At 56.8% G+C, this 22758-nt stretch carries 17 protein-coding genes; 7 read left to right on the forward strand and 10 right to left on the reverse strand.

The window, feature by feature from the left end:
- Nucleotides 1-7: 7 nt before the first annotated feature.
- The 3 genes from QGH09_02550 to QGH09_02560 form a co-directional block, all read right to left on the reverse strand.
- The gene (locus QGH09_02550; protein HJO17066.1) at nt 8-1351 is read right to left on the reverse strand and encodes an amino acid permease; all 1344 of its coding nucleotides are present in this window, start codon (nt 1349-1351) and stop codon (nt 8-10) included.
- 102 nt (nt 1352-1453) lie between these two features.
- Complete coding sequence (locus QGH09_02555; protein ID HJO17067.1) at nt 1454-2620, reverse strand: aminotransferase class I/II-fold pyridoxal phosphate-dependent enzyme; 1167 nt, start codon at nt 2618-2620, stop codon at nt 1454-1456.
- Between the two features lie 90 nt (nt 2621-2710).
- A complete protein-coding gene (locus tag QGH09_02560) occupies nt 2711-3892 on the reverse strand; it encodes an aminotransferase class I/II-fold pyridoxal phosphate-dependent enzyme (GenBank protein ID HJO17068.1) in 1182 nt (393 codons plus the stop codon).
- Between the two features lie 445 nt (nt 3893-4337).
- Between QGH09_02560 and QGH09_02565 the strand changes: the two genes are divergently transcribed.
- Entirely contained in the window at nt 4338-5297 is a 960-nt protein-coding gene (locus QGH09_02565) for a homoserine kinase (protein ID HJO17069.1), read from the forward strand.
- Between the two features lie 96 nt (nt 5298-5393).
- Here QGH09_02565 and QGH09_02570 read toward each other — a convergent pair whose 3' ends face one another.
- From QGH09_02570 to htpG, 3 genes are all read right to left on the reverse strand, one after another.
- A complete protein-coding gene (locus QGH09_02570; GenBank protein ID HJO17070.1) occupies nt 5394-8003 on the reverse strand; it encodes a M14 metallopeptidase family protein in 2610 nt (869 codons plus the stop codon).
- A 118-nt stretch (nt 8004-8121) separates the two neighbouring features.
- Complete coding sequence (locus tag QGH09_02575; GenBank protein ID HJO17071.1) at nt 8122-9111, reverse strand: transcriptional regulator; 990 nt, start codon at nt 9109-9111, stop codon at nt 8122-8124.
- Between the two features lie 123 nt (nt 9112-9234).
- Entirely contained in the window at nt 9235-11151 is a 1917-nt protein-coding gene (htpG, locus tag QGH09_02580) for a molecular chaperone HtpG (GenBank protein ID HJO17072.1), read from the reverse strand.
- 137 nt (nt 11152-11288) lie between these two features.
- Between htpG and QGH09_02585 the strand changes: the two genes are divergently transcribed.
- On the forward strand, nt 11289-11825 hold the full coding sequence (locus tag QGH09_02585) for a hypothetical protein (protein HJO17073.1): 537 nt from the start codon (nt 11289-11291) through the stop codon (nt 11823-11825).
- Between the two features lie 92 nt (nt 11826-11917).
- Here the strand turns inward: QGH09_02585 and QGH09_02590 are convergent, their stop codons facing one another.
- The 4 genes from QGH09_02590 to QGH09_02605 form a co-directional block, all read right to left on the reverse strand.
- Entirely contained in the window at nt 11918-14227 is a 2310-nt protein-coding gene (locus QGH09_02590; protein ID HJO17074.1) for a DUF5916 domain-containing protein, read from the reverse strand.
- Between the two features lie 130 nt (nt 14228-14357).
- Complete coding sequence (locus QGH09_02595) at nt 14358-15323, reverse strand: polysaccharide deacetylase (GenBank protein HJO17075.1); 966 nt, start codon at nt 15321-15323, stop codon at nt 14358-14360.
- Nucleotides 15324-15350: 27 nt separating this feature from the next.
- A complete protein-coding gene (locus QGH09_02600; GenBank protein HJO17076.1) occupies nt 15351-16796 on the reverse strand; it encodes a DASS family sodium-coupled anion symporter in 1446 nt (481 codons plus the stop codon).
- 43 nt (nt 16797-16839) lie between these two features.
- Entirely contained in the window at nt 16840-17847 is a 1008-nt protein-coding gene (locus QGH09_02605; GenBank protein HJO17077.1) for an amidohydrolase family protein, read from the reverse strand.
- Nucleotides 17848-18017: 170 nt separating this feature from the next.
- Here QGH09_02605 and QGH09_02610 point away from each other — a divergent pair, with 170 nt between their 5' ends.
- The 5 genes from QGH09_02610 to QGH09_02630 are packed head-to-tail and all read left to right on the forward strand — an operon-like array spanning nt 18018 to nt 22756.
- On the forward strand, nt 18018-18689 hold the full coding sequence (locus QGH09_02610) for a hypothetical protein (protein HJO17078.1): 672 nt from the start codon (nt 18018-18020) through the stop codon (nt 18687-18689).
- 10 nt (nt 18690-18699) lie between these two features.
- Nucleotides 18700-19353 (forward strand): RraA family protein, encoded by a 654-nt coding sequence (locus QGH09_02615; protein HJO17079.1) that lies wholly within the window; start codon nt 18700-18702, stop codon nt 19351-19353.
- A gap of 2 nt (nt 19354-19355) precedes the next feature.
- Nucleotides 19356-19991, forward strand: coding sequence for an RraA family protein (locus tag QGH09_02620; protein HJO17080.1), 636 nt, complete (start codon nt 19356-19358; stop codon nt 19989-19991).
- A gap of 29 nt (nt 19992-20020) precedes the next feature.
- Nucleotides 20021-21040, forward strand: a complete 1020-nt coding sequence (locus QGH09_02625) for an amidohydrolase family protein (GenBank protein HJO17081.1) — start codon at nt 20021-20023, stop codon at nt 21038-21040.
- 24 nt (nt 21041-21064) lie between these two features.
- Nucleotides 21065-22756: a D-aminoacylase gene (locus QGH09_02630; GenBank protein HJO17082.1), complete on the forward strand. Its 1692-nt coding sequence runs from the start codon at nt 21065-21067 to the stop codon at nt 22754-22756.
- Nucleotides 22757-22758: the final 2 nt, after the last annotated feature.

The raw sequence follows: 22758 nt of genomic DNA on the forward strand, positions 1-22758 counted from the left end.
AAAGGGTCTACGCTCCTTTCGGTCGCGCCAGCCAAAAGTAGTACACCGGCACGCCGAGTAGCACGATCGCTAAACCTGAAAGTGCCTCGGCCGGTTCAGTAATCAGACGATTCAGCACAATGACCGCGGATGCTAAGGCAAAAATGGCAGCAATGACAGCATAGCCGCCAACGCGATAGGCGGGCCGATAGTCGGGACGTCGGCGCAGGATGAACAAGCCGAGTCCCATCAGTCCGAAGAAGATCCACTCAACATAGATGACGCGGGAGAAGAGTTGACTGTAGGTGCCAGTGAATACAAGGACCGCAGCCCAGACACCCTGCAGCACGATCGCCAGATGTGGAGTCCGGAACGTTGGGTGCGTGTGGCTGGCCCAGCGGAAGAGTAGGCCATCCTGTGCCATTGAGTAATAGACACGTGGGCCGGCCAAGATGATGCCATTCAAGGCACCAAAGGTAGAGAAGATGACCAACCCCGACATCAAAACTCCGCCGACGTTCCCAATCAACGCCTCAGCCGCATCGGCGGCCACCCGTGTCGAGGAGATGACGACGTCGAGTGGAAGGACATACATGTAGACTGCGTTCAGCGCAACGTAGCAAACCGTGACGATGACGGTGCCAACAAGCAGTGCACGCGGGATGGTGCGTGTTGGGTCGATGGTTTCACCCGCGGCATAGGTCACCATGTGCCACCCGCCGAATGCGAACAGCCCAGCGATCAGCGCCTGGATAATCGCGGTCCATGACACCTCGCCGGCGACACCGTCGACGGCCTGCGGCGCGGCAGTTGCTGCGCCACCTGAATCGCCTGGCGCAAGCGCCAGTCCTACCGTAATCATCAAGACGATAGCGGCTACCTTGCCAATGGTGAAGGTAGTTTGCAACTGGCTCCCGTGCTTGATACCGCGATAGTTGATCGCCGAGAGCACGAGGATCGCTCCGGCGGCTACGAGTTGGATACCAATGTCGCTGAGGGGCACGAAGAACGCAACATAGCGGGCGAAGACGACGGCAATAGCAGCGAGGATTCCGGAATGCATGCTCCAGAACATCGCCCAACCCCACAAAAAACCCACCACTGGCGAATACGTTTCGTTCAGGAAAACGTAGACACCGCCCGTACGTGAAAAAGCTGAGGCTAGCTCGGCACAGACCAATGCACCAAGAAACGTCAGAACGCCGGCTGCGAACCAGATAGCCGCGACGCCACCGAGCGACGGGACCAGTGCCGTGATCTCCGACGGTTGCACGAAGATCGATGCACCGATGATCGTGCCCACGACTAGTGCCGTCGTAGGCACAAGCGTCAGCGAGCGCTTAAGCTCACCACCTGGAGACGTGCCAGTCATTGGACCACTCGGGAATACTGAAACAGGCCGGCGGTTACTGGGACGGGAGACGAAACGACCCGACACACCGTGGTGTCCGATGCGCCGGGTCTGGTAAACCGGTTAGGCGGCCGCTGTTGCGTTGACGCGGAGCACCTTCGCGAACGATTCGGTTGCCTGCTCCATTTGCTCCATTGTGCCGATGGAAATGCGCGCCCACTCCTCCTCATACGGTGGGAAGTTCCGACCAACCATTACACCATTCTCAAGGTTGCCGTCACGGAACTCCTGCGCGTTCATCCCGGTCTTGACAAAGATGAAGTTGGTCTGCGAATCGGTAGCCTCAAAGCCCGCGTTCTTGAACCAGTCAATCGTGTACTGACGCGCTTCAGTATTGCGGGCTGACTCCTCATTGAGCCGCCGTACGTCGAGGATCGAGATGCTACCGGCGATGACCCCAGGCGTGTTGATTGTGTTGCCACTATGGAACTCCCTGAGCTCGCCAATCATGTCCTCGTGGGCGATGCCATAGCCCGTCCGGAGGCCCGCCATACCGTGCGCCTTTGAGAAAGTACGCGCAGCCAGAATGCGATTATTCTTCACAGCAGCCGGAATCTGCGTCTCGTGACGCGGGTCGGTCACGTAGTCGTGATACGCCTCGTCCACGAGGATGCGGGTGTCGGGTGATGCCGTCAGGATCTTGTCGATGCACCCGTTAATTTCATCGGCTGGATACACCGTCGCAGTCGGGTTATTTGGGTTGTTCAGGAAGACCATCCCGGCACCCTTGGCGGCTTCTGCCATCTCATCTAGGTCGAGCATAAGCCGGTCGTTGAGACCAATTTCGACGACGGCATGACCGAGAAGTTGGGCATACTGTGTGCACTCTTCGTAAGTTGGTGTCGCCGTCACGAGCGGCTTGCTCGAACTCGTGTAGCGCATGACAGCTGTCCGGAGCACCTGGGTCGAGCCGGTGCCGACAATCACGTTTCCAGGCTGAACCTCGAACCGCTGAGCAATTGCTCCCACAAGGTTACGCATTAACTGGAACGGATAGCGCCCAACGGGTGCACCGTCCGGTGCAATGTGCTCGCGGATCGCGTTGAGCACCCTATCGCCAGGACCCAGTGGGTTCTCGTTGTTGTGCAGCAGTAATGGACCTTCCTGTGCCAGTAAGGTTGGCGTCCAAAACGAAGGCAAGTCATACGCTCTTGGGATGTAGGCGCCAGAGAGCGCTGCTGCGCCTCCGACCCCGAGAGTCTTTACAAATGTGCGTCGCGAAAACGACATGGAGTCCTCCTCGATGCTGGAAAGCGTTCCCGGTTTCTGTCCGGGCTGAGAGTGTCTAGTCATCTGTTGTCTCATTAGCGGCACCGTGTTCTATGCCAGTACCTGCTTGAAGACTTCAGCGGCTCGGCGCATTTCGCCGATTGTGCCAATCGAAACACGGGCATGCGTTTTTTCCATCGGTGGAAAATCCCGACCGACGGCCACATTGTGCTCGGCGCACGCGTTACGGAACTCAGCCGCTGGACGACCGATGTTAACGAACAGGAAGTTCGTCTGTGCATCAGCAGCCTCGCAACCGAGGTCGTTGAACACTCCGATCGTGAAGTCGCGCGCCTCCTTGTTGCGTGCGCGCTCTTGCTCGAGATGCTGCGGGTCGTTGAGCGAGGCAACAGCCGCCGCGTTGGCTAGATTGTTGGAATTAAACACGTGCGTCCACTGCGCTAGGGTCGCGATCGTCTCCAGGTGACCGATAGCGTAGCCAAGCCGGAGGCCCGCCATGCCGTAGGCCTTTGAGAACGTCCGCGCCACGAACACATTTGGCGTTCGAAGCGCCAATGGAATCGCTGTCTGGTGTGCCGGGTCGGTTGCATAGTCGTGATACGCCTCGTCGATCAGGATGCGCGTATCCGGTGACGACCGGCGGACCTCAGCCACGAGGGCTTCGACATCGGAAGCTGGCATGACGGTCGAGCTCGGGTTGTTCGGATTGCACAGAAAGACTAAGCCGGCACCACTCGCTGCGCGAGCAATAGCTTCTGAGTCAAGCCGTAAATTCGCGTCAAGTGGCACCGTGCGTACAGGATGCCCCTGCCGCCTGGCTACGCCGACAGCCTGCAGGTAAGACGGGTCAGCGGTGACGAGTGCCTTATCCGGACTGGTGTATGCCAGGGCCGCGTTCTCGAGAATCTCCCCCGAGCCAGTGCCGAGCGTGACGTTTTCTGGGCGAGCGCCATATTTGCTGGCGATCGTCTGCATCAGGTCACGATGACTCGGTCGGAAGTTGGTCGGGTAGCGACCGGCCTGCTGGTCCAGACCATCGAGAAGCGCTTGGTAGGCCGCCGGCCCAGGCCCTAAAGGATTTTCATTACTGGAAATAACGATGGCACCATCCGCCAACCTCGTGACAGGCCACTGCGCCTCATCCTCGTAGTTCAGGCCGTTCCGCCACAATTCAAGTGCTTCGCGCCCACGGGACGCTATGAGATTTGGAGAAACCGAGTCGGCGCGATCGACCCCTAAATTGCGAAAGAACGCGCGACGCGAGAGCGACATAGAAGCCTCCTAAAGAACCAGATTACGTCAATAACTGTTTACGAACTTCCTGCCTCTTCGGTGCCGCCGTGGCACTCGGGCGGGCTACCCAACTCACCAACCAAGATCAGCAACTGCAACAACAACGGAACTTGGGATTGTAGAACGACCTTGTCTTGGAAAGCTAGCGGAATAACAAAAGCGACGTTCGTCTAGAATTGTTCAGCCTTGGCGGTTCCATGTTCCTCAGGCATGTATCCCGACGGTAGATCGCCTGTAAAGCGTTCTAAGAAATAGTATTAGGACGATCGAGTCTAGGGAGGGATCGGTGTCCAAATCGAAGCCGAATGGATTAACAGGCCCCCAACGACGATGCGGTTTCGAGAAAGTCTGGGATGTGGAGCCACGGACCAAGAAATCGAATTCTTGGTAGGAGTCGTTACCGGATTTGTTACTCTGGACGAAGATGCCTAACCGCGTACGCGTGTTTGCTCCGTCCAGCGCGTCAAATCTCGGTCCAGGATTTGATGTGCTCGGACTCGCGCTATTAAAGCCCGGTGACATTGTTGAAGCGGAACTGAGCGAGACACCAGGCGTTGAGATTGCCGAGATCACGGGTGATGGGGGCGCCCTTCCCCGCGACCCCCAAAAAAATGTGGCCAGTGTTGCCGCCGCTGACGTTCTACGGCGGCTTGATGGTCTCGAAGCTGAGGAGCCGCACCGACGCGGTGTTCGGTTGTGGCTTCACAAGCAGATGCCACTGGCTAGCGGCCTGGGCAGTTCTGGCGCGAGTGCTGTTGGTGGTGCCGTCGCGGTCAATGAACTCTTCGACGCGCCACTGTCACGTTACGACTTGGTTGCGAGTGCGCTTGTAGGCGAACGCGCGGCATCTGAAACACCGCATGCCGACAATGTCGCGCCCAGTTTGCTTGGCGGAATCGTGCTTGTGCGCAGCTATGACCCACTGGAGTTGATTAACCTACCTGTTCCAAAGGAGCTGCGGGTCGTAGTCGTTCATCCCCACTGTTCGGTGCCGACTGCAGCGGCACGTGAGCTCACCGCCGAGCGGACGTATGCGCTCGACGATGTAGTGGCGAACCTCGGTAATATCGCGGCATTGGTTGACGCGCTCCATCGAGGAGACCTCACACAATTTGGTCGGAGTATCCTCGACCGACTTGTGGAACCGGTCCGAGCGCATCTCATTCCCGGATTGGCCGATGTTAAGAATGCGGCACTGTCAAAGGCTGCGCTCGGCTGCTCGGTCTCGGGGTCAGGTCCGTCGATGGTTGCGTTCGCTGAGAGTGAGCGTGATGCTCAGGCGATCGGCGATGCCATGCAAGACGCATTTCGTAATTCCGCTGGACTAAAGTCCGACGTGTATCTAGGACCAATCAATCGTGAGGGCGCCAGACGGCTTGCGTGACAACCGACCATCGTGTTCTGACCGATGATTTCTAACCTTCCGAAGCGGCTTGGGGTAAGAACACGCGGGACCCACATTCGGAGACCCCGACACACTTCACATTCCGCCTCGGTAGAGCGCATTGAAGAGCAATTTGAACGTGGCGTGCGGCTGACCGCGGTGCTGCGTCCGGAAACCAAGCAGCACCACGCGGCCGGCTTCGACATCGGCTTCCACGACAGCCGCACGTCCGCTGAGCACATGTTCACCCAGTAGCCACCCACTTTTGAGGAGACCCTCTGCTGGGTAGGTTGCTACGGCCCTAACCGAAGACGGTGGTTCGGGGGTGCCGCTTACCCGTCGAACCCGAGGATTCACCGGGCGGCCAAGTGCAAACGCGGGACTGCGGGAAAAAAACGCCGTCGTTTCTTCTGGCATGCCGTAACCGAGCGGATGCCCGTGGTCGACTTTAAGGTGCAGTAATGTACCCGGAATAAAGAAATCGGCGTCGGATTGTCCCGATGTTACTTCGCGAAGGGGTAGGTCAAAGATTGCAAGGGGTAATTCAGTGGCTGAGTCCATCGCGACAAGTGTCCCACCCTCCACGACGAAGTCATACAGGTTCGCCAGGCCGCGGATGGTCATACCCCCGGAGTACTCAGGCGGCATTCGGTCGGTTGATAGTCCGTGCAGCATGCCCGTGTAAGTCGCGTCGGGCAGAAGAATCACGTCATAGTTAGCGCTCAAGTTCCCGAGGCGCACCTCAGCATCGTGCAACCGGTCGTAGGTAAACTCGAACTGTTCGAGCACCCAACGTGTCCACCCCTCGTCCATGTTGCCGCCCCAGGCGTGATACAGCCCAACCCGCGGCTGCCTGAGTGGGGTGGTCTCCGTCAGCGGTGCCTCGGTGAGCGCCGCAACTCGTAGCCCGAGTGATCGCGCCACGTCTTCCACGCGAGCATGCGTATCATCACCGGCAACAACCAAAAACGTTCCTGGTGGCCATAGCCGGGTGCCGATGTTCTCGGCACTGGTTGTGCGAGAAATGCTCTCACCAGCGGTCAGAAGACGGTTGACTGCTGTAAAGGCATCGTTTGCTTTCGGGTCGATCGCATAGGCGACTGTTGCGAGTCCTGAAACAGACCCGTTCGGTGGAGAGGCCCGCTCCACCTGCTCGAGCGCAAGCTGGGTGGTGCGTTCGCCAAGTCCCGAATGTTTCTGAACGCTGACCCCCATCTGATACGGCAGTGTCCATCCACTAACATCGTAAGGGCGGTCCGGTGGCCCACCCGGGTACATTCGTCTATCGGGATAGACCTGTGGCGTAAGCAAGTCAGTGAGATGCGATCGGAATGGTTGGGCACCCGGTATGACATAACTACCGGCCGGATAGGACACGCCATCAAGGGTGAAAGGCGCGTTCGCCTGTTCCACGTCAATGGCACCCCACCGAAGAACGTTTACTAGTTTTGCCGCCGTTCCTGGGTCCCATTGGTCGGCCGAGATGACGTAAGTTTCGTCTTCACCATCGGCGATTGCTTCGCGGCCCATCTGATAAATGTTGGAGAGCCACTCGGTACGACGCTTGGCTCCGATGTCGAGGACCGCCATAGAGCCAGTTAGCATGTATTCACAACTGTCGCGTAGGTGCCACTCACCGCCCATATAAGGGTTCGGGTAGAACGCTGAAGGTGCAGTCGTTGACTCACCGTTACCAAAAGTGGCTGGAAAGGTGGCCGGGTCGTAGACGGCGGGGGCTGGCGAGGTGTGCGACGTCTCGGTGAGAATGCCCACCATGTTGTGAAAGTATGGTGCCGTGCGCATCCCACCGTTCCACCAGGTATCGAAACCGACGCGGGAAACCACGCCCGTTTTACCCTCTTGATCAAAACGGCGACCCATGGCCGAGCCGACGGCATTGATGCCGCGCATAACGAGTGGGGGAATATTCGGATTCACCGGTTCAGCAAATGGCGGAATGAAGATGCGGGATGGAAACGGTCCAGATTGATGTTGGTTGTAGATAATTTGAGGAAACCATTCGTGATACACCTGCCGACCGATGTTCTGGCTCTCGGGCTGGTTAAACATGAACCAGTCGCGGTTGTTGTCGTGGCCAACATACTTCTGGTAAAGCTCTGGGAGTGGTGCTCCCTCATACTGGGTCCCAACGTGTTGCATGTACCATTCGGCTACCAGCGTTGTACCGTCGGGATTCATATTTGGGACAAGTAAGAAAATGACGTTGTCGCGGATGACCTGCATTTCCTCGGTCTCTTCCGTCACTGCCTTGTAGGCCATCCACGGCGCGGTCTGCCCATGCGCTACTTCAGTTGAATGCAGACCAAAATCGATCCAAACAATCGCCTTCCCCTCATCAACCAATGCCTGCGCCTCGTCTCCGCTGACACGCGCCCGTGCCAGTTGTTGCGAGATCTCTTTATATCGAGCCAGATTCTGCATATTGCTTTCCGACGAAATGATCGCCATGAGCTGTGTGCGGCCTTCAGCAGTCTCACCAATGTCCACGAGCTGCATCCGGTCGGTTGCCTTGTCTAGCACGTGAAAGTACTCGGCAATCTGTTCGTAAGTTGCGAGTTTGTAATCGGTACATGGCGCCCAGCCGATGACACTTTCGGGCGTCGGTGTGACCGACTCCTGTGCCGGGGTTATGGTCGGAATCATCAGGAACGGAATAAGGACGAGTAGGTGAGACCAGCGCTTCATGAATCCTCCAGTTAGGCGTATCCTCTCCGCTCAGGCTATCGGGATTGGTGGGGAGAGCGCAACGTCGTTTTCCTAATTGTTCTTGGGGCTCCTGTTTCCGCCCTGGACCCCAGGTTTCTCAACGCTTGGAAGAACTCGCTTTGTATCCCGCACGAGCCCGCGTGAGCTCCGCCGCGATTTCAGCTGCCAAGTCCGGTGGTGCGAGGACGAGGGCGCTCGCGCCAAAGCTAAGGACCCAGCTTCGAAGCGGTTGGTCGATGCAGACCTCGAGCGATAGCCGAAGCGAGCCGTCGGGTTCGTCTACCACCTGCTGCGATGTGTGCCATTCGACCTCGCGCACGTAAGGGGCCCTCTTCGCCGTAAACTTGACTTCGACGTGTTGCGGGGGTCCTTGCATCATACCGAGGGAGTGCGCAAAAGGCTCAGAAGACAGCTCCTGCGACGGCTCGAATGTCGTCTCAAGGAGCGACAAGTGTTGGACCCGCTCGACCGCGAAGGTGCGCATTTCGTTGTACTCCGACACGTAGGCGAATAGATAGAATCCGCCCTGGAAGTGCAGGAGTCGGTAGGGCTCAACCAGGTAGTTCTTTGTCCGCCTGCTTGACAATGAGTGGTAACGCATCGTCACCTGGCGTCGCTCCAGCGTGGCGGTGATCAGCCCAGGAATCGTTTTATCAATCTTGCTGCCACCACGGCGTCGTCCAGTTCTTGCTTGAAGCACGGTAGGCAGCTGGTCGAAGAGCTTCTGCAGGCCCGGCGTGAGGACCTTTTCAAGCTTAGCGAAGGCGGTGGTGAGGTCTTTCTGGAACGGTGCACCGGCGAGGCACTTGAGCAAAGTCCGGCTGAAATAAAGCGCGTAGAGCTCGGGTAGGCTGAAGCCGGGGAACAGGTCCCTGAAGGGCTTCGTGTCGAGTTTCCAAAAACGTAGCCTGTCGATGACTTCGTCGTAGATTGGAAAACCGGCTGTCTGTAGGGCTATGAGATCACGCCGGATGGTTCTTGTCGACACCTGCATCTTCCGCGCGAGGCTGGCGATAGTCCCGCGACGTGACGCTTCGAGTTCCCGCAGGATGTTCCATTGCCGGATGACTTCGTTGCTTCGCGGCATGATTCAGAGCCTTAATAATCCGTCACGTCACTAGTGCCCACCCTGCGTGGTGCCACCTCAGCAAAAACAATTTCAGGCCTTGTTCTGGTGTAGAGCCCAAAGCGCAGCGACTAGGGCCAGCGATCACAGGCCGTTCACCATCAGGTCCCCGATACTCTTGTTAAACCGCGATGGATCAGGGAGGTCAGAACCTTCGGCTAGCAACGCATAACCGAGCAATAAATGCGCGTAGTCCACAAGTAGCGGGTCGCTCTGGTCGGCTTCGAATCGTTCCTGCAGCTTAGAGGTGATTGCATGTTTCGGATTAAGCTCAAGAATTCTTTTCTGTTGTGCACCTGCGCCAGAGCCCTGACTCCGCCGAAGCATCCGTTCGAGCGTGGGGCTGATGTCATCATCAGCGCCAACAAGACAAACCGGTGAAGCTATTAGCCGGGTGGACAGCCGTACTTCCTTAACCGCATCGTCCAGGGTTGTCTGCAGAAATTCTAGAAGGCTAGCGAACCGCTTTCGCTGTTCACTCAGGTTTGCTTCAGCCTGCTTCCGATCGTCCTCGCTGCCCAATTCCACCGTGCCCTTCCCGATCGATTTAACCGGTTTCCCGCTAAAGTCTTGAACACGTTCGGCGACCAACTCATCTACTGGGTCTACAAAATAAAGCACCTCGTAGGCCTTAGCCTGGAACGCTTCAAGATGCGGCGAGTGTTCAACAACTGCTCGCGATTCGCCGGTCAAGTAATAGATTTCTGTTTGCTCCGGTTTCATTCGGGTGACATATTCATCAAGTGCAGTTAGAGCAACCGGGTCGTTCGATGACTGGAACAGTAGCAGTGGCAGCAAACGATCCTTAACGTCTCCATCTCCAGCCACGCCTTCTTTCAAAACTGCACCGAACTCTCCCCACAAAGTCATAAATTTGTCGCGATCAGAATCGAGCATCTGTTGTAGATGTTCCAAAACCTTTCGGCTAAGCCAATTTTGCATCTGGCTGATGTGTCGATCTTGCTGAATCATTTCACGTGATACGTTGAGTGGTAGATCGGCGGAATCGACTATGCCCTTGACGAAGCGGAGATAGGGAGGCAGTAAGTTCTGGCAGCGGTCCATGATCAGCACTCTGCGCACGTAGAGCTGGAGACCGAACTGTTGGTCCCGGAAATACAAATCGAACGGTGCATGCCTCGGGAAAAAAAGTAACGCCTGATATTCAAGACGTCCCTCGGCCCGGAGTGACAGGCGATCTAGCGGTTCACCCCAATCGCGCGCGACATGGCGATAGAACTCCGTGAACTCTTCGTCCTTCACCTCGCTTGCCGGCCTTGTCCAGATCGGCTGCATTGAATTAATGGTGCGCTCCTCGGGTGCGGCGCTGGCATCCGCGCCGGGCTCAGGGACCGTTGCCTTAATGGGATAACTAACAAAGTCGGAGTACCGCTTCACTAGGCCCTGAAGGACTAAGGGGTCCGTAAAATCGCTGATGCCGTGCTCGGCATCCACTGGCTTCAGGTGGAGGGTGACCGTTGTGCCGCGCGAGAAGCGGTTATCGTCAGCGAGTTCATATGTGCCATCGCCACTTGACGACCACCGCGTCGCTGCTTCCTCACCGGCCCGGCGTGTGATTAGCGTGATACGGTCAGCCACCATAAAGACTGAATAAAAGCCAACACCGAATTGGCCGATGAGTTGTGCTGCATCACCCGATTGAGCCGATTGAAGCCGTTCGACGAGCTCACGAGTTCCGGACTTCGCGATTGTCCCGATGTTCTCAGCGACCTCGGCTCGGGTCATCCCAATCCCGTTGTCTTCGATACTGAGGGTCCGGGCGTTCGAATCGGTTGCTAAGCGGATTTCGAGGGTCTCGTTAGCGGCCAGGAGGTCATGATTTGTCAGGGCCTCGAGCCGGACCCGGTCCAGGGCGTCCGAAGCGTTTGATATCAACTCCCTCAAAAAGATTTCCTTTTGGGAGTAAAGCGAGTGGATCACAATATCGAGCAACTGCTTGGTTTCAGCTTGGAATTGGAAAGTTTCCACCGACCCAGTCATGAGTTCCGTCCTCCGGACAGGCCGCCATCGGCCTGAAGATTCCTAGATTGTACTCACTTGTTGTGGGCGAAGAAAAGGCGCGACCTACCCTGTCACACCCTCTGGCTATAGTCAGGTTAACTAAGAGGGGGAAAGTGATGAGGATTAAGAACCAACTTGGAGCTGCTGTTTTTCAAAGTGTTGCCGGTGAGTGCACGGTCGATTTGGGGACGCGACAGCCAGTCAGTCCGGCAACACACCAGCTGGAGATGCCGTATTCGGCCGGCTTGAACCTTAAGCCCCACGAGCCCCTTGGGGTCGCGGCTACGCCCCTTGGGTGTAGGCCGGTTTGTGTAATCTGCCAGGACTTCGCGGTGATGGTCCAAAACCAGAGTGGGAACGGAGCGGACTTGTATCGCAGTCTCTGCTTCCGCTGCTATCACACTCAAATGCAGCGAAAACGGATAGCACAGCGTAGGCAAAAACGGGTCGTTTTGGATGGACTTTCAGACGACCTACTCGACAATCTACATCAGCGGCCGCGCAAGCCGCTCACGCCGAAGTATCGCGCGCTGGAGCAAAGACGTCGGCAAGCGCAAATGGTGGCGCGACGTGAGCGCAACGAGACAGCAATCAATTCGAGTCGAATAAGACGGGTCGCTCGCGCGGCAGCTCTGGCCGGCCGGGCGGGGTAAGACAAGCTGGGTCACTGTCTAAACGAATAATTCCCTCGCGCTTCTACCTAACCGCCTGTGTAACTGGATTTACTGCACGTGGCGAGGACTGGCTAAAACCGGACCTGCCGAGTGATCTTAACCGCGAAGCCTCGATTGACAAGGCCGGGAAACCCACCCACTAGCGTGTCACGGGTTTCGGTGTAGACAACGAAGAGATCGCTTCCAGGCTGATACTCCCATCGGTAGCGCACGTTCGTGCCCACGGAATCTCCATTCGAGCTGTACTGCGTTAGTGCTTCAACGAACATTCGGGGCGTCATCGTAACAACCGCACGTAGTCGTCCAATCTTTGTCTCGAATTGACCTTGCGGCAGGTCGATGAAATTCACAGCCAAGCTCGGCTCGATTCCAAACTTCGTTCCCAACTTCATGCGTCCATTGAAGCTGACTTCCGAGCGTTTACCACCATAGAACGTGCCGGCCTGAAACCCTACGCTACCGGAGATTAGTCGTTGCTGACCGATTGTGTACCGCGACTGCACCGTCTCAAAGTCATAGCCGCCCACGGGGATCACGACCCCGCTCGCGATCGTAAACGGCTCAGTCAGGAACTCATACTGACGTGAGTAATGGTTACGCCACCGTTCGCCGTTTTCAAACTGAAGATCGAATCTGGCGATCGCCTCACGGGTCTCGAGCGCGCCGGTTGAGGCGGAAGTGGTGTATTCAAGGCTCGCCTGGAGAGTGTATTTCCGCACCACATTGCTTGAGATGTGTCTCGGGCTGAAGCGAATCTCACCGAAGCTACGCCGGAAATCCTCTCGGCGCATGAATCCAACCTCAGGATTAAAATCTTTCCCTACCTTGAGATGCTCAACGACGAATCCGTATCGGTCACCGTTGTTTTCCATTCTTGTGCGATAGCTGGAGTCGTCGCCAGTTCGCCCCTTGGTCTGTGTCTGAGCGTAGTAGGCGTCAATGAAGAAGTTCGAAAAGAACGCAAGTCGGGTATCGAGACCGTAGACCGAGTTCGACCCGGGCCCGTCAAGTGCCTTTGAGCGGTGGGTAGCGATCACGCCAACTGTGCTGCGATCTAGAATGTCTCGTTTCAGTCGGACGACAGAGAAGTTCGTTGGCTTAACGGTGTTCGTGGGACCATCATCAGTCTGGATGTTTAAGAGTCCAACCGCATAAGGCCCGGCCCGGCCCGTCACTCGCCCGCCGCCGAGAATGGGAATTGGCTGACCTTCGTCCAGGCCGATTCTTCGGCTAAAGAACAGGAGTGGTGCGTCGCCCGATGGCAGGCTAGAGAATCTCGGTCCTGCTCCCCCAAAATAAAAAATGTCTCGACCTTCAAGAAAGAACGAACGCTTTTCTGGAAAGAATAATCCGAACCGTGTCAGGTTCACCTGCATCTCATCTACTTCTACCTGAGCGAAGTCGGTGTTGTAGGTGAGGTCGGCGGTCAATCCTTTCGTTAGGCCGTACTTGACATCTATACCAGCGTCGCCTTCCAAAGTATTGGTGAACGACGGCGTTGCGGCATGGTCGGTCATGACCGTAGAGATACCGTAAGGCTTCAGTTCGAGATTGGTCGAGGACGCCGGTGTCTCAAGCCCGACGAGCGTAGCGGATGACGAAAATTTCCAGATGCCAACACGTCCGTACGATGCCGGGATTGGACTTAGTAATGAGATTTCCTCGTAGCGAATGAGCTTTCGCCGGACATTGATGCCCCAGACCTGCGGACCGTCCCCCGGGTAGCGGAGCGATTTGAACGGGATAGCCATTTCAAGGCTCCAACCGCCATCGAAAAAAGCAGACCGCGTCTCCCAGGCCGTGTCCCAATCCGCATTCTCAGAGCGTTCGTCAGTTACAAGTGCATCGTACACGCCTCCGAGTACGTTGGTCTCAAAGTAATACCCATTGCGCCGGTCATAGAAAGTGTCGAGTGTCAGCGTAATCGTGTCATCTCTAGCGATCCCCAAATTACCTCGACGCATTTCCTTTGCCACGATTCGTTCCGGTTCGGAATCCCAGCAGCGGACGGAAAAATAGAACGTTGTATCGTCAAAAAACACCCAGATTTCAGTGTCTTGGGTCGGCGGCTCGCCTTCGCTTGGTTCTTGCTGAACGAAGCCGCCAATGCTCGGCACGGCAGCGTATATGCCATCGTCGAGCCGCCCGTCGATACGGAGTGATTCGTCGAGCCGCACCGCGCGAAGTGTCACACGCCCCAGTTCATCACGCGCGACCATGGCTGGCGGGATCGGCGGCGGTGGGCCATCGATGTTAACCGTGAGGTTATCCTGTCGGGAATCAGTAGGGACAGGCACAGTCTGGGCCGCGGCATACACCACGCTTGAGAAGGCCAAGCCGAGGTGAAGCATCACAACGAGTGGCGAATTAATACTGTGCATCAATCGTAGTAAAACCGAGGTCACAGTTCGAAAGTGGCCGGAAGGAGCATGTTTGTACTCAGGTTGGCCACTGGCAGTCCCGAAGTACCTCGTGCTCTGTGCAATGCTGAATATCGTTCACAGGGGCCATTCACTGGTCACCAGCCTCCTTCACATACCGGGCAACCTGTTCGTGCGTGGCAAACCAGACACCACCCTTGATTTTCATATGGCGGATCAACCCTTCTAGGGCAGCCACGCGGGAACGGTGGCCCATGATGTGCGGATGCATCGTGAGGACGAACAATCCTCCTTCCTCCCAGGCTACGTCAAACTCGCTCCGAAACACCTTAATCATTAGTTCTGGTACCGGTAAGGAGCCGTTTGTGTTACCCCCAAAATACGGGAAGTCGTCAAGAATCCGCTCAATTGGCAGTTCCACCACGCCGCTCGGCTCACCATCAATCAGGATCTCGTACGCATCGTCACTCGCCATAAGCGAGCTGTCGTAGAGGAAGCCAGCGTCCTTGATCTGCTCCACTGTGTAGTTGCTGAACTGCCATGAGGGTGCACGATATCCAACCGGCCGTTTACCAATTGCTGTTGTGAGTGTATCGATCGCCTGGTCGAGTAGGCGTTGCTCTTCCCCTCGGTCGTCCAGCAACGGTAGGAGTTCATGGATCCAGCCGTGGACCCCAATCTCATGGATGTCATAGCTCAAGATACTCTCGACCATCTGCGGATGTAAAAGGTGGCTAACCGCAGGAATGAAGAAAGAGGCCGGGACGCTCTGTCGCTCCAGCATGCGCAAGAGGCGTGGCAGACCGTCTACCGCGCCGTATTCGCCGCGGGAGATGACCTCAGAATTGAGATTGCCCCGCGAGAGGGTTGCTGAGGCATTGTCGACGTCAAAGCTCAGTGCAACGGCAACCCGATTGTTTCCCGGCCACGATTTGGGTCTTAGGCGTCGCCCGGCACTGACGTGAAACATCTGCGCCCTAATCTCGTTGAGACTCAAACTGATTCCTGGGAGTGGGTGGGGCTCCGACTGCGCAAACACCGGCGAACCGAAGGTGAGAGTGGCGCACACGGTCGTCAAGACGAACAGTATTTTCATAAGAAGCTCCTCGGTCGACCTGACTGTTTAAACGAATCCAAGCAAGGGTCCGACGACGAGCATGATCGCCGTCATCCAGATGACCCAAGCCGCGCTGACCAGTACACCCGGAGTCAGCATCTCGTGCATCCGGTAGTAGCCTCTCGAATAAGTCAAGAGTGCGACTGCATCGAGCGGTAACAGGAACGCGCACGAGGCGGTGAATGCAACAGGGAGAGCATAGAGCGCGGGGTTTACACCGGCGTTGATGGCGAGCAGCGCGATGGGTGGAATAACGACCGCATTGACTACCGGACCAATCGGCAGCGCTAGGTGAATGACCACCGTGAACGCGCTGATGGCGAGGAGCACGAGGATAATGTGCCAGCTGGCGACCCCCCCGAGCGCTAGGCCCACGAGCCAGGTAGCCAAGCCGGTAGTGACCGAGGCGGTGCCGAGCGATGTCACCCCGCCGATCATCAGCATCGTGTCCCAACCGGTCGCGCGCTCGGCCTGTTTCCAAGTCAACAGCCGTATGCCAGGGAAAAACATCACAATGGCGCCGCCTAAGCCAACAGTGAGTACATCGAGAAACTCGATCCAGCTACCCGCGATCCAGAGAACCATCATTATCGATAGCAAGGTGACCGTTTTCCGTTCGGGCGCTGACATCGGCCCAAGTTCCGCTCGCTCACGCTCTATCACGCTCGCGTCACCAATCGTCGGGATCTCAGGTGGGAAGCTCCGTAATATTGCCCAGCATGCAATGGGCACAAGGCCTACGGACATTGGTATCCCGATCGCCATCCACTCGACGAACGAAACAGTAACGTTACCGAATTCCTCGATGAAGTGGAGGCCGAGGATATTTACTGAGCTACCAGCAGGGGTAGTCACGCCCCCGATGAGTGAACCGATTGGTATGCCGACCATGATCGCCTTGCCAATCGCTGACTTACCAGGTTCGAGGTTCAACCGCGACATAACACCGAGACCAATACTCATGAAAATGGCGCATGCGGGCACGTCGGAGATGACCATCGAGGTCGCCGCCGTTCCAACGATGAGTGCGGTGACCACCCGCCGACTGTCAGTGCCTGCACGTGCGAGCAACCAATACGCAAACCGTCGGTCAAGGCCAGCGTTGGTTACTGCTGCCGCAATGCAGAACATCGCTAGCACGAAAAAGAAAACCGGGCTCACGAACGCATTGAACGCTGCATCGAGCTCGGCGACACGCAAAAGTGGCTGCAGAACGATGACGAGCAGTGCCGTAACGGCGATCGGAAGTGCCTCCGTCGCCCATAGAATGATGGCTGCTAGAAAGATGGCACCAAGCCGCTGGGCTTCAGGCGGTAGATTAGCGGGACTCGGCAGTAGTAACACGAGGACCGCTGCGGTGATTGCGCCAGCGATCCCGATGATGGTCTTGCGACCGTCTGCAATGACTTCGACCGATCCGTTCGGTGTGTTGCCGAGGCTTGATTCGGACATAGTGGCTGAAAGATCGACGACTGGGGACCCACGCGCCTTCGGCTTAGAACTTCAGTTTGTAGACCTCGGTGGCGGTGTCTTCAAAAATCCGCTGCCGATCGGACTCACTCAGCCAGTCAATCGCGTCGATCTTCGACTTAACATCGTCAATCCACTCACCTGTTTTCGGATCTTTAGCCGTGCCGATTCCAGGTTTCTCTGAGCCAAACATGCACCGGTCTGGTCCGACCCATTTGAAGAGCAGATCGAGTGACTCTTGCGTGTACAGGCACGTGTCGAAATAGAGTTTCCGAAGCTCATCTTCAAAGGCGACGCTCTTGCGTCTCGACCACATAGCGCGGTATCGGCCGATCTGATAGGGGATGGCACCACCTCCGTGCGAGACGATCAGCCTCAGTTTGGGAAAATCATCAAATACGGTCGAACTGAGCAGCGAGACAATCGCGATGCTCTCTTCGTTGATGAAGTGTAGCGAGTACGGTTCACGCGGACTCCGACAACCGGCAGAATGTACGAGTGCCGGCACATCCAACTCGACCAGCTTGGCATAGAGTGGATACCAATATTCATCACCGAGACCCGGAGGGGTCGGTCCCTGCCCTTCGTTCGGGTCGGGGTTGATCAAGCAACCGACAAAACCCAATTCTTTGATGCAACGCTCCAACTCGTTCAGTGAGTTCTCCACACTCACACCCATGTTCTGCGGTAATCCAGCGACGCCACGAAAAGTGTCAGGCAGGAGTTCGCACTGTCGGTGGATGATGTTGTTGGTTTCTTCGATGTACCACCGGACGAGTTTTTCGGGTTTCTCGCTGTGCATCATCGTGTACGGCCGCGGTGAGACAAGTTGCATGTCGGTGCCGACCTGCTTCAGCTGTTCAAGATGAGACACGGTCCGAAAAGTTGGCGTATTTAGCGCCGCGAGAATCTGCTCATCAGAGATGCTGATTCTGCCACGTCCGTGCGCACCGCGATGGGCGAGTAGACCAGCCTTGTACGCATAGAGTTCCTGCGGTGCGGTGACATGCGCGTGTGTATCGATAACTCTCATAACTCGACTCCGAATCATTGGCTGTAGTGGAACTGTAGGGGAAGTCTGGGGGGCCAGCCTGGTCCCAGCGGATAATTTATGTGAAAAATTATCCCTGTCAAGAGAGAATGATCCGTTTGCTGCTAGGCGCGGGTCGCTTGGCGCCTGATTTAGGAGGAGAAAGGTCGTTTATGCTGTCTGACGCTGCTGTGGCACGTCTTCGCTCTTTGGACACCTGTGCAGTCTCTGATGCGCTGGACCAACTGGGTCTTCCGGGTACAGTTATTGGAATCCACCGGGTTTCCGCGGAGCGCCGGATCGTGGGCCGCGTCATACCGGTTAAGCTCGGCCCGGCTGGTGAAGGTGTGGCGAGTCGCCATTTGTGCAGTGCCGCCATTGAGGCCGGCACCTCCAATGATGTGATTGTTGTTGAGCATCACAGCCGCCAGGACGCTGCCGGCTGGGGTGGCTTGCTGTCAGCGGCCGCTAGTCTTCGCGGTATCTCGGGGACCATCGTGGATGGTGCGGTTCGTGACGTTGACGACAGTCGGGATCTTGATTACCCGGTATTTGCGCGCACGGTGGTTCCGCTCACGGCGCGTGGACGTGTGACCGAGCATGCATGGAACGAGCCGATCGTGGTTGGCGGTGTTGATGTGAAGTCTGGCGATCTCGTAATTGCCGACGGAAGCGGAGTGGTATTCGTCGACGCCGCCCGAAGTACGGAGGTTTTAGAGATCGCCGAGTCGATCGCCGCGCGCGAAGCAAGGTTAACAACTGCAGTGCGAACCGGTACGCCGGTCAGTCGTGTCATGGATGGTAACTACGAGTCCATGTTAGATCAGCGACGGTCGAGCGAATGAAGGTGGGGGTATGGAGTCTGTGCTATCGGAACTAAAGAAGCTTTCAGCAACGACGGTAAGTGATGCGCTCGACCGTCTCGGCATCGCTGGCCAGTGCCTGGGAATCAAGCCCCTTGCGCCAGAGTTTCGGCTGTGCGGCCGCGCGTTCACAATGCGAACCGTGCCTGTCGCTGGCGAACCCGGCTCGGTCGGCGACTACATCGATGACGTGCCCGAAGGAGAAGTGGTAGTTATCGATAACGCCGGACGTCCAGACATGACAGTTTGGGGCGACATTCTGACGTTCGTTGCGCATCGACGCCGAGTCGGTGGAAGCGTCATTGATGGACATTGCCGCGATATCTCGCTAAGTCTTGAACTGCAGTACCCAATATTTAGCCGAGGCTGGTCAATGCGTACTGGCAAGGATCGCGTGCAGCTGGATGCGATGGACGTACCGGTCCTGATTGGTGGCACAGAAGTGTCTCCTGGCGATTTGCTTCTCGGTGATGCCGATGGTGTAGTCGCAGTGCCGCGGTCGCGGGAGGTTGAGGTCGTGGCTCTAGCGAAGGAGATTGAAGAAGCCGAGGACCGGATTCGTACAGCGGTTGAGAGCGGCATGCGTCTTGACGAAGCTCGGAAACAATTCAAGTATTTCGAGCTCCAGCGGCGAGAGGCCAAGTAGTTGTGAACGTTCGTGAAGAACAATTCGACGGTGCCTTAGTCGCGGAAGCGGCGGTTTTCTCTTCGGCGACACTCCATGAAGCTGCAGGACAAACCGGTGCGCTCCCGCACGCAATCAAGCCTCTGATGGACTCGATGCGAGTGTGTGGTCCCGCGCTCACCGTGCAGGGCGCACCGGGAGACAACCTCTGGTTGCACCGGGCGATCGCCCAGGCCCGGTTGGGTGAGGTCCTGGTGGTGGCCGTCGGCGGAGCTCACGAGTTTGGGTACTGGGGTGGAATTATGACAACGGCTTCGGTCGCTCGTGGGCTCGGGGGCTTGGTCATCGAAGGCTGTGTGCGGGATGGTGACGAGCTTGCCACATCGGGCTTTCCAGTTTTTTCGTGCGGCCGGGCAATCCGCGGTACGACCAAAGTGGTTGATGCCGCTGGACATGTGGGGCAGCCAATCGTGATAGGCGATATTACAGTCGCCTCGGGAGACCTAGTTGTCGGGGACGCCGACGGCGTGGTCGTTCTCGCCCGCGACTCAGTGCAGAAAGTTCTTGCTGCGGCGCGTGCGAGGGAGAAAAAGGAGGCTTCGATCGCAGGCGCCCTTCGACAAGGGCGTACGACATTAGAAGTCTATGGCTGGGAGTAACAAGTTCTCACCAGGCCAATGAAAAAACTATGCAGAAAATAGACATTTTCAATCACATCTTTCCCGAACCGTTTAATAAGCTGATGATGCAAGTCGCTGGTGATTTCAAGGACATCGGGCAACGGGTCCGGGGCATTCCGATGCTGGTGGACCTCGATGAGCGATTTCGTGTAATGGATCAGTTCGGTCCCGACTACCGACAAATTCTGTCACTTGCCTCACCGCCACTTGAAGTCCTGGGTGGTCCGGAGGTCTCGACCCAACTGGCTCAGGCTGCCAACGACGGGATGGCTGAACTGGTGCAGCGACACCCCGATCGGTTTCCCGGCTTCGTCGCTTCGCTTCCGATGAATGCGTCCGAGGGGATCGTCACTGAAGCCCACCGCGCCGTTAATGACCTCGGTGCGTGCGGGGTTCAGGTGTTCACGAATATTAATGGACAACCATTGACCGCGCCTGAGTTCAGGCCACTCTTCGGGGCGATGGCCGAGCATGACCTGCCGATCTGGATGCATCCAGCGCGCGGGGCCAGTTTCACCGACTATCTGACCGAGACCAGTTCAAAATACGAGATTTGGTGGACCTTCGGTTGGCCGTATGAGACAAGCGCTACGATGGCACGGATCGTCTTTGAAGGATTACTCAACGACTATCCGTCATTGAAAATCATTACGCATCACATGGGCGGTATGGTGCCGTATTTCGAAGGTCGCGTCGGACCCGGTTGGGACCAACTCGGTAGTCGAACCTCGGACGAGAATTTGGGCGCTGTGCTTAAGCGACTGGAGACGCGGCCGATCGACTTATTCCGCATGTTTTATGCTGATACGGCAGTCTTCGGCTCCCGCGCGGCGACAATCTGTGGCATCAGCTTCTTTGGTGCCGACCATGTCGTCTTTGCATCCGACTCGCCGTTCGACCCCGAGAAGGGGCCGATGTATATCAGAGAGACGATCAAGATCATCGACGAACTCGAATTGAGCGAAACCGATCGCGATAAGATCTATCGCGCGAACGCCGTCAGGCTGCTGAAGCTGAAGGACCGTTGACACCAAGCTGAAGGAATGAGATTCATGCTGCGTCACAGATCGCTTCTCGTCGCTTTCGTGCTGGTCAGCGCCTGCGCGCCACCACCCGACCACGATCTCATTCTTCGTAACGGCACAATCGTTGACGGTATAGGGACGCCCAGCTTTGTCGGCGATCTCGCAATCAATGATGATCGAATCACTGCAGTTGGTGATTTGGGCGATTCGCGCGGTGTGACTGAGTTGGATGTCTCGGGGCTTGTGGTCGCTCCCGGCTTCATCAACATGCTGAGCTGGGCCGGTGAGGCGTTATTGGAAGACGGCCGGTCTCAGGGCGACATCCGGCAGGGAGTGACCCTCGAAGTTTTTGGTGAGGGGGTGTCAGGCGGTCCCTTGACTGATCAGATGAAGACGTTAGAGGTAACGAGTCAAGGCGACATTAAGTTCGATGTTGAATGGACGACGCTTGGTGATTACCTCGAACACCTTGCGGGTAAGGGCGTGTCGCCGAATATCGCATCGTTTGTCGGTGCCACGACGCTTCGGGTCCATGAGATTGGTTACGAGGATCGTCCACCGACTGTGGATGAACTAGACCGCATGCGGGACTTAGTGCGGCAGGCAATGGAGGAGGGCGCTATCGGCATTGGCTCATCGCTTATTTATTCGCCAGGCTTCTACGCAAAAACGGACGAATTAATTGAGCTAACGAAGGTCGCTGCTGAGTATGGCGGGCTATACATCTCGCATATGCGCAGTGAAGGCAACGCGCTGCTTGAGTCGGTTGATGAACTACTGAGAATCGCGCGTGAAAGTGGAATACGAGCCGAGATTTATCACCTGAAAGCTGCCGGCCAATCCAACTGGGACAAGCTTGGCGATGTCATCGAGCGGGTTGAAGCAGCGCGTAGTGAGGGGCTCGAGATCACCGCCAACATGTACACCTACACGGCCGGTTCGACCGGCTTGGATGCTGGAATGCCACCGTGGGTGCAGGAAGGTGGCTACAACGCCTGGGCCGACCGGCTTCAGGACCCGGTCGTCCGCGACCGAGTTCGACAGGAGATGACGACGCCGACCAACGAATGGGAGAATCTGCTGCTGGCAGCTGGTGCTGAGGGGACGCTTCTGGTCGGTTTTATGAACGCTAGTTTGCGAGGGTACATAGGCCAAACCTTGGCTGAGGTAGCGGCGGCACGTGGGACCTCGATGTCCGATACTGCGATGGACCTCGTTGTTGAAGATGGTAGCCGTGTGCAAGTCGTTTACTTCTTGATGTCGGAAGAGAACGTCGCTCGGCAAATTGGCCTGCCGTGGATTAGCTATTGTTCGGATGCTGGCTCATACGCCTCCGAGGGGATTTTCTTAAATTCCTCAACGCATCCGCGTGCGTATGGCAATTTTGCGAGGCTACTCGGACGCTACGTCCGCGACGAACGGATCATTTCCCTGGAAGAAGCTATCCGTAAACTGACGTCGCTGCCTGCTGGGAATCTGCGGATCCGCGATCGGGGCCAACTCAGCGCGGGCTACTTTGCAGACGTTGTCGCTTTTGACCCGGCCCAAATCCAAGATCACGCGACCTACGAGGACCCGCACCAATATGCCACAGGTATGGTGCATGTCTGGGTAAATGGCACACAGGTGCTACGAGACGGCGAGCACACCGGTGCAACGCCTGGACGCGTGGTCCGTGGCCCCGGCTGGACCGGTTGGTCAGCGGTCGACGGCTCCTAATC

It is taken from the genome of Vicinamibacterales bacterium (genome assembly GCA_036012125.1).
In the GTDB taxonomy this organism is placed as follows: domain Bacteria; phylum Acidobacteriota; class Vicinamibacteria; order Vicinamibacterales; family UBA823; genus UBA11600.